The organism is Mangrovimonas sp. sgz306409 (assembly GCF_059735265.1).
Window position 1 is genome coordinate 288,163 of the sequence record NZ_JCAPEU010000005.1, and the last position, 14,437, is coordinate 302,599.

13 protein-coding genes are annotated in these 14,437 nt (G+C 38.1%); 9 read left to right on the forward strand and 4 right to left on the reverse strand.

Annotated elements, in window-relative coordinates; genetic code table 11:
• Nucleotides 1-138: 138 nt before the first annotated feature.
• Nucleotides 139-1,944: a DEAD/DEAH box helicase gene (locus tag AC6I5C_RS10920; RefSeq protein WP_497905184.1), complete on the reverse strand. Its 1,806-nt coding sequence runs from the start codon at nt 1,942-1,944 to the stop codon at nt 139-141.
• A gap of 193 nt (nt 1,945-2,137) precedes the next feature.
• On the reverse strand, nt 2,138-2,713 hold the full coding sequence (locus AC6I5C_RS10925) for a non-canonical purine NTP diphosphatase (protein ID WP_497905185.1): 576 nt from the start codon (nt 2,711-2,713) through the stop codon (nt 2,138-2,140).
• 154 nt (nt 2,714-2,867) lie between these two features.
• Between AC6I5C_RS10925 and AC6I5C_RS10930 the strand changes: the two genes are divergently transcribed.
• From AC6I5C_RS10930 to AC6I5C_RS10945, 4 genes are all read left to right on the forward strand, one after another.
• The gene (locus tag AC6I5C_RS10930; protein ID WP_497905186.1) at nt 2,868-4,415 is read left to right on the forward strand and encodes a tetratricopeptide repeat protein; all 1,548 of its coding nucleotides are present in this window, start codon (nt 2,868-2,870) and stop codon (nt 4,413-4,415) included.
• Nucleotides 4,416-4,446: 31 nt separating this feature from the next.
• Nucleotides 4,447-6,510, forward strand: coding sequence for a M3 family metallopeptidase (locus AC6I5C_RS10935; protein ID WP_497905187.1), 2,064 nt, complete (start codon nt 4,447-4,449; stop codon nt 6,508-6,510).
• A gap of 83 nt (nt 6,511-6,593) precedes the next feature.
• Nucleotides 6,594-6,893 (forward strand): HPF/RaiA family ribosome-associated protein, encoded by a 300-nt coding sequence (locus AC6I5C_RS10940; protein ID WP_053975412.1) that lies wholly within the window; start codon nt 6,594-6,596, stop codon nt 6,891-6,893.
• Between the two features lie 68 nt (nt 6,894-6,961).
• Nucleotides 6,962-7,987 carry a DUF481 domain-containing protein gene (locus tag AC6I5C_RS10945; protein WP_497905188.1) on the forward strand — a complete coding sequence of 342 codons (1,026 nt, stop codon included), beginning with the start codon at nt 6,962-6,964 and terminating at the stop codon, nt 7,985-7,987.
• A 2-nt stretch (nt 7,988-7,989) separates the two neighbouring features.
• Here the strand turns inward: AC6I5C_RS10945 and rlmH are convergent, their stop codons facing one another.
• Nucleotides 7,990-8,463: a 23S rRNA (pseudouridine(1915)-N(3))-methyltransferase RlmH gene (gene rlmH, locus AC6I5C_RS10950; protein ID WP_497905189.1), complete on the reverse strand. Its 474-nt coding sequence runs from the start codon at nt 8,461-8,463 to the stop codon at nt 7,990-7,992.
• Nucleotides 8,464-8,559: 96 nt separating this feature from the next.
• On the opposite strand from rlmH, the gene nadC reads away from it, so the two are divergent.
• The 3 genes from nadC to priA are packed head-to-tail and all read left to right on the forward strand — an operon-like array spanning nt 8,560 to nt 12,853.
• Nucleotides 8,560-9,420 carry a carboxylating nicotinate-nucleotide diphosphorylase gene (nadC, locus tag AC6I5C_RS10955; RefSeq protein ID WP_497905190.1) on the forward strand — a complete coding sequence of 287 codons (861 nt, stop codon included), beginning with the start codon at nt 8,560-8,562 and terminating at the stop codon, nt 9,418-9,420.
• A 36-nt stretch (nt 9,421-9,456) separates the two neighbouring features.
• On the forward strand, nt 9,457-10,398 hold the full coding sequence (locus AC6I5C_RS10960; RefSeq protein ID WP_497905191.1) for a YihY/virulence factor BrkB family protein: 942 nt from the start codon (nt 9,457-9,459) through the stop codon (nt 10,396-10,398).
• Nucleotide 10,399: 1 nt separating this feature from the next.
• Nucleotides 10,400-12,853, forward strand: a complete 2,454-nt coding sequence (priA, locus tag AC6I5C_RS10965; RefSeq protein ID WP_497905192.1) for a replication restart helicase PriA — start codon at nt 10,400-10,402, stop codon at nt 12,851-12,853.
• Between the two features lie 41 nt (nt 12,854-12,894).
• Here priA and AC6I5C_RS10970 read toward each other — a convergent pair whose 3' ends face one another.
• Nucleotides 12,895-13,590: a LytR/AlgR family response regulator transcription factor gene (locus tag AC6I5C_RS10970; protein WP_053976999.1), complete on the reverse strand. Its 696-nt coding sequence runs from the start codon at nt 13,588-13,590 to the stop codon at nt 12,895-12,897.
• A 198-nt stretch (nt 13,591-13,788) separates the two neighbouring features.
• Between AC6I5C_RS10970 and rpsF the strand changes: the two genes are divergently transcribed.
• Together rpsF and rpsR are read left to right on the forward strand one after the other, a co-directional pair.
• A complete protein-coding gene (rpsF, locus tag AC6I5C_RS10975; RefSeq protein WP_053975406.1) occupies nt 13,789-14,127 on the forward strand; it encodes a 30S ribosomal protein S6 in 339 nt (112 codons plus the stop codon).
• Nucleotides 14,128-14,130: 3 nt separating this feature from the next.
• Nucleotides 14,131-14,427: a 30S ribosomal protein S18 gene (gene rpsR / locus AC6I5C_RS10980; RefSeq protein WP_053975405.1), complete on the forward strand. Its 297-nt coding sequence runs from the start codon at nt 14,131-14,133 to the stop codon at nt 14,425-14,427.
• Nucleotides 14,428-14,437: the final 10 nt, after the last annotated feature.

The following is a 14,437-nucleotide window of genomic DNA, read 5'->3' on the forward strand; positions in this document are numbered from 1 at the left end:
TAATAAACTAAAGATATATTACTGATACATCCAAAAAATTTTGACTAAAAATTAACAAGCGCTTTTCCTTGTTAGAGCCAATTTGAAAGCAAAGAGGCTATCCTGTTTTCTTAGGATAGCCTCTTAATATATTATTGTTTAACGTCTAGAACGTCTTGGTCTGGATCCGCCAACAGCATTTGCTTTTGGCGCTCCGCTACGTCGAGGTGGTTTAGAACCTCCTTCAAAACGTTTACCTTCTCCTTTGCTTCTGGAGCTTCCGCCTTTAAAGTCGTCGTTACCTCTTCTTCTTCCTCCGCCGTCGCGTCTACCGCCTTTACGTTTTTTACCTCCATACTTTCCTTTGTCTGAGCTTATTTCAACATTTACATAGCGACCTTCATGTTTAAAGTCGGTAAAGAAGGCTAGGATTTTCTCTTGCAACTCTGGTTCTGTATTAAAGAAAGAGAAGCTGTCCATAACGTCTACTTTAAAGACATCGTCCTTGCCTAATTCTAAAAGATCTCTTAAGAAATCTTTTAGGTTCATCCAGTCGTATCCATCTTTTTTACCAATGTTGATAAAGTATCTCACGTCATCGGAAGATGAAGATCTACTGCTTTCTCTATCTCCGCGAGATTCTTCAACATTTAAGGATTGTGATTTTTTGTAGTAGTTGTAAAAGCGACTGAATTCAACCGAGAAGAATTTTTTGATCAATTCATCTTTGTCGGTATCCTTGAATAGTTCGTTGATATTACTTAGGTATTTGTCAATTTCGTGGTTAACTTCGGTGTTATGTACCTTATTGGCCAACGAAAACAATTGCACTTCGCAAATTTCCATTCCGCTTGGAATGTTCTTTTTCTCGAAGTTCTTTTTGATAATACGCTCTATGCTTTTAATTTTTCTAAGTTCACTTTTGGAAACAATCACCATAGAAACCCCGGTTTTTCCTGCGCGACCAGTACGGCCAGAACGGTGTGTGTAAGTTTCTACTTCATCAGGAAGTTGGTAGTTGATAACGTGGGTCACATCGTCCACATCAATACCACGGGCAGCTACATCTGTAGCCACAAGCATTTGGATTTGTTTGTTTCTGAAAGATTTCATCACCAAATCTCTTTGGTTCTGGCTTAAATCTCCGTGAAGTGCGCCAGCGTTGTAACCATCTTCAATAAGGTTTTCTGCTACTTTTTGGGTATCGCGTTTAGTACGACAGAATACTACTGAAAAGATATCAGGATTGGCATCGGCCAAACGTTTTAAGGCTTGGTAGCGGTCTCTTGAGTTCACTAAATAGTATTCATGCGAAACTTGATCACTACCCACGTTTTTGGATCCAACAGTAATTTCTTTTGGATCATACATAAATTCTTTGGCAATAGATGCTACTTCTCTTGGCATGGTAGCCGAAAACAACCAGGTGCTTTTGTCTGTAGGTGTATGAGATAAAATATCAGTAATGTCTTCATAGAATCCCATGTTCAACATTTCATCGGCCTCATCCAAAACAGAATATTCAATTTTAGAAATATCCACCATGTTACGGCTGATCATGTCTTTCATCCTTCCAGGAGTGGCAACAATAATTTGCGCCCCTTTTTTGATAGCTCTTGCTTGATCGGTAATGCTGGCTCCTCCATAGATGGCTACAACATTTAGTCCTTTGCAATACTTTCCATAAAGTTTTAGCTCATTGGTGATTTGTAAACAAAGTTCACGTGTTGGCGATAAGATAAGTCCTTGTGTGGTTCTGCTTCCCACATCTATTTTTTGTAACATTGGAAATCCGAAAGCAGCTGTTTTTCCTGTTCCGGTTTGTGCCAAGGCCACCAAATCGGTGTCTTCTTCTAATAAAATTGGGATGGCTTGTGCTTGTACGTCACTAGGAGTTTCAAATCCTAAATCATTAATAGCATGCAATAGGTCGTCATTAAGACCTAAATCTTGGAATGTGTTCATTCGATTGTAAGTATTCGATTATGTTTTTGTAGTGTTACATAAGAAGCGAATCGACATACTTAACCTAAATCTTCCTGTAACACATCCTCACTCTGAGGAATTTAACTCAACCTTTTGAGTTTCAGCCGGCAAATATACGCTTTTTATTTCAGAGTACAGGAATTCCCTGATAATTATGATTTTATTAAGAGTTCTAGAGTTGATTTAAATAGTCCACAAGCTGCACAACAGCCTTTCCCCGATGACCTATGCTGTTTTTTTCTTCCATGGAAATTTCGGCAAATGTAAGCTCGTATCCTTCCGGTTTAAAAATAGGATCGTATCCAAAACCGGCCGATCCAGCTTTTTCTTGGGTGATGTCTCCTTTGCAAATCCCAGTGAAAGTATGTTGTTTTCCGTCAAGAGAAAGGGCAATAACCGTTTTAAATTGAGCCTTTCGGTTGGAATGGTTTTCCAATGCTTCCAACAGCTTGTCCATATTGTCATTGGCATCTCTTTGTGGTCCTGCATACCGTGCTGAATAAACGCCAGGGGCACCATCTAAAGCTTCAACCTCTAAACCGGTATCGTCTGCAAAACAATCGTAGCCATAATTGTCCTTGATGTAATTGGCTTTTTGAATGGCATTGCCTTCAATGGTGTCTTGGGTTTCTGGAATGTCCTCCAAACAATCAATATCCTTGAGACTCAGCAATTGGATGTTTGAGGGAATTAACTTTTGAACTTCTTGAAGTTTGTTTAGATTGTTAGTGGCAAAAACCAGTTTCATAGCTCTAAATTTAGAGTTCAAAAGTACAACTTAGTATTTCAAATTAAAACCCATGTAGAATTTCTCAATGAATCTAGGTCTACTAATAATTGATTATATTTGAGTATAAACCTTATAAATAGTGCTTTAAAGCGTTGTTGTAAATAGACTTATTATGAGACTTTTTTGTTTTCTTTTGTTAGCCCTTATCGTTTTTAATTGTAAAGAAACTGTCACCGAAAAAACAGCCTTGGGAAGTGTAGAGTTTACTGTTCAAGGGGATGAACAGGCAAAGCCATATTTTGAAAAAGGATTGCTGCTATTGCATAGTTTTGAATATGTTGATGCTAGGGAAGCTTTTAAAAAGGCTCAGGAATTAGATCCAAACTTGGCCATGGCCTATTGGGGAGAGGCGATGACTTACAATCATAGTTTGTGGTCTGAGCAAGACTTTGAAGAAGCTAATACAGTTATTGCTGAATTGAAACAATTAGAGCGTTTAGATGAATTATCCGAAGTAGAGCAGGACTTTATAAAAGCTGTAGAAATATTATATACCCCCAAGACGTCCAAGAATGAACGCGATGTAAAGTATCGAGATTTTATGGGGAGTTTGTATGAAAAGTATCCGGGTAATAATGAAGTGGCCTCTTTTTATGCGCTTTCCCAATTAGGCTCGGTTGTAGGGGCTAGAAACGATTCTATTTTTGGACAGGGGGCTATCATAGCAAAACAAGTGTTGGAAGATAATCCTAAGCACCCTGGAGCTTTACATTATTTGATACATTCCTATGACGATCCTTATCATGCGCATTTGGCTTTGGATGCCGCCAATAGTTATTCGAAAGTAGCTCCAGATGCCAGCCATGCCTTGCATATGCCATCCCATATTTATGTGGCTTTGGGCATGTGGGATGAGGTGGTCAGTTCTAACGTGGCGTCTTATGGAGCCAGTATCACCAGAAAGAATGCGAAAGAATTGGATAATGATGCGAGAGGGTATCATTCTTATCATTGGTTGGAATATGGCTATTTGCAAATGGATAGTATCAACAAGGCTAGGGACATGGTTTGGGACATGCAGAAATACACCAATGAATTGCCTTCCAAACGTGCCAGAACGCATATGGTATTTTTAAAAGGAACTTATCTGTGTGAAACGGATGATTGGGATAATGCCATTGTCGAGATTCCCATAGACGTATCTGGGTTGCGAATTTCAATTAAAGCCATGAATCAGTTTTTGGATGGCTACAAAGCATTTTATGATAAGCAGCCTCAACAATTGGACAGTCTCATTGTAGATTTAGAAGAAAAAATACAAAAGGAAAGTTTACTGGTTGATAATCTATCTCAAGGCGCTGCGTTTTGTGCCTCGGTGACAAGGGAAACACCAACACAACGGAGTATAGATGGTTCAACTGTGATATTGACCCAACTCAAAGCGCTACAGGCTTGGTTGAATGAGGATGTTGAAAAAACGGAAAGATTGTTAAAGACTTCAGTAGCTGCCCAAGAGGCTATGACCTATAGCTATGGGCCACCATCCATTCAAAAACCAACACATGAGTTGTACGCGGAATGGTTGGTAGAGCAAAAACGTTATGAGGAAGCCTTACAACAATATGAGCTTGCTTTGGAGCGAGGACCTAAAAGAAAGTTGGTAGAACAAGGAATTCAAAAAGTTAAGGTATTATTGGCAGACAAAGTAGTTATGGAATAGTATATTTGTTCGGATTTTTAAAAATACTTTAATGAAAACTACTTTTTATTCACTTTTTACACTCTTATTGCTAATGGGATGTGCCGACAAAACTGAATCTGAACAGGTGCAACTAAAAACGCTGTCAGAAAATAATCCTTTCAATGTTAAACTAAATGTCCCAATAGATTATGCATCTGTGGACGGTGCTGCTATAGAGGAATATGTAGCCACTACTATCGATAACGTGGTGACGGAGGTAGAAGCTATCAAAGGGCAGGAAACTCCTACGTTTGAAAATACCTTTGTGGCGTACGACAGAATTAATAACCAATTGAGCAAAGCCAGTAATAATGCCTTTATGTTGTATTGGGTTTCTACAGATTCCATTGTTCGTGCTGAAGGTTTGAAAGGCAATCAAAAAGTGGATTCTTTGGGAACTGTAATTGGCTCTGATAAATTATTGTTTGAAAAGTTTGAAACCTTTGCAGCTTCAGAAGCTTACAATACGCTGCAAGGGAATAGAAAGAAAATGGTGGATGACGTGATTGCAGGATTCAAGCAGTCTGGGGTTAATTTAAGTGCTGAAAACCTTGAGAAGTTTAAAACGCTTACAGCAGAAATTAGCGATTTGTCTTCACAGTATTCAACAAATATGAATACAGCTAATGAAGTGTTAACCTTAACAGAAGCCGAAACCGATGGTTTACCAGAATCTTTCAAAGCTCAGTACAAACAAGAAGATGGTTCATATGATATTCCTGTAATCAATGCTACTAGAGTGACCATGTTGAACAACCCAAATAGCTCTGAGGTTAGAAAAGCCTACACTATTAAGTATGACAATCGTGGAGCGGATAAGAACTTAGAGATTTTAGATTCTTTGGTGAGCAAGCGTTACCAATTGGCCCAGTTGTTCGGAGCCAAATCTTATGCAGAGTATAATTTGAAATTGAAAATGGCCAAGACTCCAGAAACCGTTTGGAACTTTATTGATGGTTTGGTAGCAGAATCTAAAGGAAAGGCTGTTGAAGATTTAAAAGTGTTGGAAGCTGTGGCAGCCAAGAAAGGGCAAACAGTTAACGCTTGGGATTTGGGATATTATAAGGATCAAATCTTAAAGAATGAATACAATGTAGACCACGAAAAAATCAGGGAATATCTTCCAATGGATGCTTGTTTAGAAGGTTTGTTTACCATTTATCAGCAGTTGTTAGGACTTGAGTTCCGTAAGGCTGAAAATGCATCAGTTTGGTCTGATGAAGTGGAAGCTTACGAAGTGTTCGAGAACAACAAATTGAAAGGACGTTTCTATTTGGATTTATATCCAAGACCATTTAAAGAGACTTGGTTTTATGGGGTGCCATTAACTTATGGTAGACAAACAGCGGAAGGATATGAGGTACCTGTGGCTATGTTGTTGGGGAACTTTACCAAGCCAACTGAAGATATGCCTTCATTATTGACCTATAAAGAATTGAGCACGCTTTTCCATGAGTTTGGTCATATTGTAAACAGCATGTCTTACGATGGAGAATTCAATGTTCAGGCTCAGGCTAATTCCGATTTTGTGGAAGCAATGTCGCAAATCTTTGAAAACTGGATTGGAAATTATGAGATGTTGAGTTCTTTTGCGAAGCATTACAAAACAGGAGAAGTATTTCCTAAGGAGTTGTTTGATAACATGAAAGCCTCTCAAAATGTGTCGTCTGGTTTGAATGCACAGTCTATGTTGAGAAAGTGTATCTACGATATGAACCTTTACGACAAATACGATCCTGCCAACCCAGTAAATACAGATGAGATTTGGAAGAACATCGACAAACAAATGGGGGTAATGGATTGGTATGTTGAAGGAACACATCCTCAAGGAAGTTGGATCCACGTGAACACCCACCCAACTTACTATTACGGATATTTATGGTCTGAAGTATACGCTCAAGATATGTTTACCCTTTTTGAGAAAAATGGTTTGACAGATCAAGAAACCGGCGTTCGCTACAGAAAGTTGATCTTATCCAATGGTAGTCAACGCGATGTGGTAAGTGCTGTGGAAGAGTTTTTGGGAAGACCTTCAAACAACGAAGCGTATATTAAAAGTTTGGGATTGGAGTAATTTGCCAACTATGATGGTGGTCATATTTTGTTTGGGTTAAGGGCTGTAAATTGCAGTATGTTTAACCTTTAAAAGCCACAATCATGAAAATCAAAATTCAATACGTAAATCTAGATAACAGTAATTCTTTATCTACTTACACAATTCAAAAACTTGAAGGATTAGCAAAAAAATATGATTGGGTAATCAATTGCAGCGTTTCTTTTAAAGAAGATAACAATTATCAAAAAAATTGGAAAATTTGTAATATGGAATTGAGTTTGCCTGGTCCAAGAATTTTTGCTTCTTCCACAGAACGTAATTTTGAAATGGCGGTTAAAGAAACCATTGGCGATTTGGAAAAACAGTTGAAAAAGAGAAAACAATTGTTTGCAACGTATTGATTTCGTGGAGTAAGTGATTTTTTCTATATTAGAACATCGTTTTAATTTGTTAAAATCCCTCTCCAAATATGAAACAAAACTTACTCTACGCTTTAGTGGTGGTTTTGGTCACAGTATTGCAAGGCAATGCGCAAAATGACACCATTGTTTTAAAGAACAACAATACCATTGTTGGGACGATGAAAGAAATGAACAATGGGGTATTGACCATAGAGACCGATTATAGTAAAGACGATTTTAGAATAAAATGGCTGCATGTGAAAAAAGTAAAAAGCATGCAGCTTTTTTTAATCAATCTATCCAACGGAAGACGTTTTAATGGCTCCATTAAAATGTCGGAAGAACAGTCCAATGAGGTGCTTTTGGTGAATGAGGATGAAACACTCACGGTAAAAGTGGATGAGATTGTCTATTTCAAGGAAGTCGAATCCGATTTTATTTCTAGGGTAGATGCTGAGGTCTCGGTGGGTTTCAATTTTACGAAGTTGAATAACTTGGCCCAGTTGACCATTAACAGCAAGATTTCCTACACCGGAAGCAAATGGTTTTTTAACGGGGGATACAATCGGGTGAGCAGTAGTCAGGATAATGTGGAATCGACTATCCGTACCGATGCTACTTTAGGATCCCGTTATTTTCTTAAAAAAGACTGGTTTGCCTTGGCTTCGGCAAATTTCCTTTCCAATGACGAACAGAAATTAAAATTGCGTACCGCTATTCAAGGTGGTATTGGAAAGTATATCATTCATTCCAACAAAATGTATTTGGCTTCTGGAGGGGGATTGGCATGGAACAACGAACGCTATACAGATGCCGATATCAATAACCGAAACAGTTTGGAAGCCTTTGTGTCGGTAGAGGCCAATTTGTTCGACTTTGATGATTTCGATTTGTATTCCCACGTAACTGGCTATCCCAGTTTAACGGAGAGCGGACGTTTTCGTACCGATCTTAATGTGACTGCCAAATACGATTTGCCTTTCAATTTGTTTATCAAACTAGGGCTTACCTATAACTACGATAACAAACCTGTTGAAGGAGCTTCTACCAATGACTATGTATTTCAGGCCACTTTTGGTTGGGACACCGATTAAGCTTAACGGTGATGGTAGGGTTCGTTTTTCAAGATGGTGAAGGCTCTATAGAGTTGTTCAATCATAAACAAACGGACCATTTGGTGTGAAAACGTCATTTTGGACAAGGAAACTTTCCCTTGGGCTTTTTGATATACTTCAGGTGAAAAACCATAAGGCCCGCCAATGACAAACACCAATTGCTTAATGGCAGAATTCATATGTTTTTGTAGGTATTCCGAAAAGTTGACGGAGTCCATTTGTTTACCATTTTCATCCAATAAAATTAAAACATCTGTGGGTTGGAGTTTGTTTAAAATCAATTCGCCTTCTTTTTGCTTCTGTTGTGTTTCGCTGAGGTGTTTTACCTTTTTAAGGTCAGGGATGATGTCCAAGTCGAACTTAATGTAAAATCCAAGGCGCTTTTCGTAATCGTTGATTAGGGATTGTAAGTCCTTAGAATCGGTTTTCCCTATGGCTAAAAGTTTTATGGTCATGCGGCAAAATTACAACTAAAGATTGTGAATTGAAATCTGGATATGGAATTCCATTATCGGAAATCTATTCTTATTTTAGCATAAAATATAGTTATCATGATTTCCGAAGCTCAATTTAATAACGAATTAGAATTAATCATTGCCAATGCCATCCGAGAGGATGTGGGTGATGGAGATCATAGCTCATTGGCCTGCATTCCTGCAACAGCAGTAGGGAAGGCGAAACTTTTGGTAAAGGATAATGGAATTATAGCAGGGGTAGATTTCGCCAGAATGGTCTTTAAATCTGTCGATAAAAATCTATCGATGAAAACCTTTATTAAAGATGGTCGCACGGTTCAAAAAGGAGATGTGGTATTTTATGTGGAAGGGCCTTCCCAATCCATACTTAAGGCTGAACGTTTGGTGTTGAATGCCATGCAGCGTATGAGTGCCATTGCCACTAAAACCAAAAAATATGTAGATTTATTGGAGGGCACCAAAACCAAGTTGTTGGATACCAGAAAAACTACGCCGGGAATTCGCGCTTTGGAAAAATGGGCGGTAAAAATTGGTGGGGGAGAAAATCACCGTTTTGCCCTTTATGATATGATCATGCTCAAGGACAATCATATTGATTTTGCGGGAGGCGTTACTAAGGCCATTACCAAAACAAAGCAGTATTTGCAAGAGACCAATAGGGACCTGAAAATAATTGTGGAGGCTAGGGACTTTAATGAAATAAAAGAGATTCTTGAAAATGAAGGTGTGTATAGAATCTTGATTGATAATTTTAATTTCGAGGATACCAAAAAGGCCGTTGCAATGATTGGAGATAAATGTTTGACAGAGTCCTCTGGAGGTATCACTGAAGCCAGTATTCGAGAGTATGCTCTATGTGGCGTGGATTATATTTCCTCAGGAGCCTTGACGCATTCTGTCAACAATATGGATTTAAGTTTAAAAGCTTTAGAATAATCATTGTTTTAAAAAGTTAAGCAAATAACATAATCTATGACCAAATCCTTAGAAGAAAAGCTAGAGTCAATTCCCGTTATAAGCACCTTTATGCGGTTGTTGAAAAAAATCCAGCTTCCAGCCTTAGAGGGATTGACATTGTACGATTTGCTAAAACTATACATCACCGGAATCGTAAAGGGAGCAGTAACCTCTAGAGCCAGTGCCATTGCCTTTAGCTTTTTTACGGCCATTTTTCCTTTTCTTCTGTTCATTTTAATCTTGATTCCACATATTCCCATTGATGGGTTTAGAGAGGAATTTTTGATGTTTTTGGAATCTTTTCTACCTCCAAAAACCTCCGATTTTTTCTTTGCGAATATTTTCGGAAATATTGAGAATAATGAACGAGGTGGTTTGCTGTCTTCCGTGTTTTTGCTTTCCATTATGCTTATGGCCAATGGGGTGAGTGCCGTGTTTTCGGGGTTTGAAAGTTCCTATCATGAGCAGCTTACCAGAAGTGTGTTTAGGCAATATTTGTTGGCAGTAGGAGTGGCTTTGATTTTGGCGCTTTTGCTCATTATTACCGTGGCCATTTTTGGATATTTCGAGATTTACATCATTCAACCGCTTTTGGATAGTCTGCATCAGCAAGGGCTAGCTCCAAAAGAAAGCAATGTAACTTGGCTTATCGTTGCCAAATATGTCTTTTTTGTGTTGATGGTTTATATTGCTACAGCCGTATTGTACTATTTTGGGACCAAAGAAGGGAAATCTTCAAAGTTTTTTTCGGTTGGGGCTTTGTTTACAACCTTATTGATCATTTTAAACTCCTATTTTTTTGGTATTTATATAGAAAACTTTTCACAGTACAATGAGCTCTATGGTTCCATTGGGGCTTTATTGATCCTTCTTTTTTATCTGTGGTTGAATTCCAATATTCTGTTGTTGGGCTATGAACTCAATGCGACTATCAATCGTTTAAAGAAAGGAGTTTAGTATGCCACATTTTATAGATGTTATATTACCGATTCCTTTGGAAAAGCAGTTCACCTACCATATCACGGAGGCCGAAGCTGAATTTTTAACACCAGGAATGCGTGTATCCGTGCCTTTTGGAAAGAGTAAAATTTATACGGCTATTGTGTTGAGTGTGCATACCGAAAAACCTTTGGCCTATGAAGCAAAGGACATCCATCAGATTTTGGATGAGGTACCAATCGTGACGGAAACCCAAATTTTACACTGGAAATGGATTGCCAAATATTACTTGTCTACTCTAGGCGAAGTGATGCGTTCGGCACTTCCTGGTGCATTTATTTTGGAGAGTGAAACGGTAATTACAAAAGGAGAGGTTGTTATTGAAGATGAAGGAGATTTGCGGGATGATGAATTCCTGGTGTATGAGGCGCTTCAATATCAATCGTCCTTGAAAATACAGGATTTGGAAAGTATTCTGGATCGGCAAAATGTATTACCCATCCTTAAACGCTTGCTGGAAAAGAATATCATTTCTGTTGAAGAGGAAGTTTACGAAAAATATAAGCCTAAACTGGTGCGCTATGTAAAACTAGGAGCTTCATATACTTCCGAAGATAAACTTAAGGAGCTTTTGGAACAATTGTCTAGAGCACCTAAACAAAGGGAGGTGGTGATGAGCTTGTTTATGCTTTCTGCCAAAACCCAAAAGCCTGTAAAAGTATCAGACTTGTCTGAAGAGAGTGGCGCTTCGTCTGCAATTGTAAAGGCATTGATTGACAAAGGAATCTTTGAGGAATACCATATTCAAACAGATCGAGTGCAGTATGACGGTGACGAAAATATGGCCTCCAAAAATCTTAATTCTTATCAGGAAACGGCTTTACAGGAAATAAAGGATGCTTTTGAAACCCAAAATATCACCTTGCTCCATGGGGTAACTTCTTCTGGGAAAACGGAGGTTTATGTGAAGCTCATTGAGGAAATGGTGGACCAAGGGAAACAGGTGCTGTATCTCTTACCTGAAATTGCTTTAACGACGCAGCTGGTCAACAGGCTTCAGGATTATTTTGGAGAGAAGGTGTCGGTGTTTCATTCCAAATATTCTTCTCATGAACGGGTTGAGGTTTGGAACAATGTGTTGAACAATGCTCCAAAAGCCCAAATTATATTGGGAGCTCGTTCCTCGGTGATGTTGCCCTTTCAAAATTTAGGATTGATCATTGTGGATGAAGAACATGAATCGTCCTTTAAACAATTTGATCCTTCACCACGCTACCATGCTAGGGATACTGCTGTGGTGTTGGCAAGTCTGTTTAAGGCGAAAACATTGTTAGGTTCGGCAACCCCAAGTTTGGAAAGCTATTTTAATGCACAGCAGGGAAAATACGGTTTTGTTGAATTGACGCATCGTTTTAATAATGTGCTGATGCCAGATATTGAGTTGGTCGATATCAAAGACAAGCACAAAAGAAAACGGATGAACGGTCACTTCAGTGATCGCTTGATTGAAGAAATTACAGAAACCTTATCTGAAGGGCATCAAGTAATCTTGTTTCAAAATCGTCGAGGGTTTTCTCCCATAGTGGAATGTAATACCTGTGGACATTCTCCACAATGTCCGAATTGTGATGTGAGTTTAACCTATCATCAATATAAAAGAGAGTTGCGTTGCCACTATTGCAGCTATCATATGGCCATGCAACAAAGTTGTCAAGCTTGTGGAAGCTCGGAACTGGATAGCAAAGGATTTGGGACCGAACAAGTGGAAGAGGAGGCGAAGGCCTTATTTCCAAATCACAAGGTGGGACGGATGGATTTGGATACCACAAGAGGAAAGTTTGGTTACGAAAAAATCATTACGGCCTTTGAGCAGCAGGAAATCGATATTTTGGTGGGAACCCAAATGCTTACCAAAGGGCTTGATTTTAGAAATGTGAAGTTGGTAGGGGTAATGAATGCCGACAACCTATTGAACTTCCCAGACTTTAGGGCCCATGAACGTAGTTATCAGCTTATGGTGCAAGTGTCAGGTAGGGCAGGACGTACCGATATTAGAGGGAAAGTATTGATTCAAACTTACGATCCACATCATCGTATTCTACAGCAGGTTTCTACCAATAGTTATCTGGATATGTACAAGGAACAATTGGACGAGCGCTACAACTTTAAATATCCGCCTATTTATAGATTAATTAAAATTACCCTAAAGCATAAGGATTATAATCGGGTAAATGTTGCTGCCGATTGGTATGCGAAGTCTTTAAGACAGTTTTTTGGAGAATATGTGCTGGGGCCTGAGTTTCCACCTGTGGCTAGAATTAGAAACAACTACCATAAAAACATCTTGGTGAAAATTCCGCAGAAGCAGTCATTGGCAAAAACAAAAGAAGCTATCGTTAGAATAAACAATAGCTTCAATAGTGTTAAAGATTTTAGGGCTGTAAGAGTAGTTCTTAATGTTGACAATTATTAATAATGACTTTATCCTTACCTAAACTTTAGGGGAGTGTCCTATTAAATATTATTTAAGGCGTCTACTAGTTGGGTCTTTTTGTTTCTACTTAACGGAATCTCGTAAGCACCAACTTCTACATTTTTACTATTAAATCTGTCTACCTTGTCAAGGTTAACGATATATGATTTGTGGATTCTTAAAAACTTGCCTTCTGGAAGTTCTTTTTCAAAAGCTTTCATTGTAGAAAGTACTACAAGGCTGTTTTCCTCGGTTACCAATTTTACGTAGTCACCAAGAGCTTCAATCCATTTTATGTCCTTAATATATACTTTACGTTTTTTAAGGTTGCTCTTTACAAAGATGTGCTCGCCATCAGTTTCGTTAAAGTCCATTTTAAGCTTGTGCTGTTCAATGGCCTTGTCTACTGAAATATTAAAGCGTTCTCTTGTGATTGGTTTTTGAAGGTAGTCGGTAGCGTCGTAATTAAATGCTTTAAAGGCATACTCGGTTTTACCGGTCACAAAAATAATTTGGGGCTTATTATTTAATACGTCCAATAACTCAAACCCATTCAAAACGGGCATTTCGATGTCTAAAAAGATTAAATCGACTTTGTGCGTGTTTAAACCATTTTTGGTTTCCAAAGCACTGCTGTATTCAGCAATTAAATTAAGAGAAGGGTGGTTCTCTATTAACTTTACGATGGATAAGCGCTGGATTGCTGAATCATCAACTACTACACAGTTTAAAGTCATAACATTGTTGTGTTTTAGGTTAAGATATCGACAATAGTACAAAAAATTCGGATAAAAACCAAAAAACATCGGTAAAACGTTATTTTTAACAAAAATTTATTGAGGCGTAAAGTCTCGTTTTTTAATTGGAAAAATGTTGTTAGTGTTGGAAATAATGGTTATTTTTGCACCCATTTTTAATTATAAATACATTTTTATATGAATCATTATGAAACTGTTTTCATCTTAAATCCCGTTTTATCTGAGACTCAGGTAAAGGAAACAGTAGAGAAATACGAAGATTTTCTTGTTTCTAGAGGGGCAAAGATGATAGCCAAAGAAGATTGGGGGCTTAAAAAATTGGCGTATCCAATCCAAAACAAAAAAAGTGGTTTTTATCACTTATTTGAGTACACTGTAGATGGTGAGGTTATTTCTCCGCTAGAATTGGAGTTCAGACGTGACGAGCGTTTTATGCGTTACTTGACCGTGAAATTGGACAAGCATGCAATTGCTTGGGCTGAAAAGAGAAGAACTAGAAACAAACAAAAAGCGTAAATTATGTCTTCAATCGAACAACAAGCAAAAGGAAAGAAAGATGGAGAGATCAGATATCTTACTCCATTAAACATCGATACTAGCAAAACGAAGAAATATTGTCGTTTTAAAAAGTCTGGAATCAAGTATGTTGATTACAAAGATCCAGATTTCTTATTGAAGTTTGTAAACGAGCAAGGTAAATTGTTACCAAGACGTTTAACAGGAACTTCTTTGAAATACCAAAGAAAAGTATCTGTAGCTGTAAAGAGAGCGCGTCACCTTGCGTTGATGCCATATGTAGCAGATTTATTAAAATAAAATACCAATA

What these genes read in the sequence shown, in the direction of transcription:
- AC6I5C_RS10920 (WP_497905184.1), bottom strand. Translation starts at nt 1,944, where the DNA reads ATGAACACATTCCAAGATTTAGGTCTTAATGACGACCTATTGCATGCT.
- AC6I5C_RS10925 (WP_497905185.1), bottom strand. Translation starts at nt 2,713, where the DNA reads ATGAAACTGGTTTTTGCCACTAACAATCTAAACAAACTTCAAGAAGTT.
- AC6I5C_RS10930 (WP_497905186.1), top strand. Translation starts at nt 2,868, where the DNA reads ATGAGACTTTTTTGTTTTCTTTTGTTAGCCCTTATCGTTTTTAATTGT.
- AC6I5C_RS10935 (WP_497905187.1), top strand. Translation starts at nt 4,447, where the DNA reads ATGAAAACTACTTTTTATTCACTTTTTACACTCTTATTGCTAATGGGA.
- AC6I5C_RS10940 (WP_053975412.1), top strand. Translation starts at nt 6,594, where the DNA reads ATGAAAATCAAAATTCAATACGTAAATCTAGATAACAGTAATTCTTTA.
- AC6I5C_RS10945 (WP_497905188.1), top strand. Translation starts at nt 6,962, where the DNA reads ATGAAACAAAACTTACTCTACGCTTTAGTGGTGGTTTTGGTCACAGTA.
- rlmH (WP_497905189.1), bottom strand. Translation starts at nt 8,463, where the DNA reads ATGACCATAAAACTTTTAGCCATAGGGAAAACCGATTCTAAGGACTTA.
- nadC (WP_497905190.1), top strand. Translation starts at nt 8,560, where the DNA reads ATGATTTCCGAAGCTCAATTTAATAACGAATTAGAATTAATCATTGCC.
- AC6I5C_RS10960 (WP_497905191.1), top strand. Translation starts at nt 9,457, where the DNA reads ATGACCAAATCCTTAGAAGAAAAGCTAGAGTCAATTCCCGTTATAAGC.
- priA (WP_497905192.1), top strand. Translation starts at nt 10,400, where the DNA reads ATGCCACATTTTATAGATGTTATATTACCGATTCCTTTGGAAAAGCAG.
- AC6I5C_RS10970 (WP_053976999.1), bottom strand. Translation starts at nt 13,590, where the DNA reads ATGACTTTAAACTGTGTAGTAGTTGATGATTCAGCAATCCAGCGCTTA.
- rpsF (WP_053975406.1), top strand. Translation starts at nt 13,789, where the DNA reads ATGAATCATTATGAAACTGTTTTCATCTTAAATCCCGTTTTATCTGAG.
- rpsR (WP_053975405.1), top strand. Translation starts at nt 14,131, where the DNA reads ATGTCTTCAATCGAACAACAAGCAAAAGGAAAGAAAGATGGAGAGATC.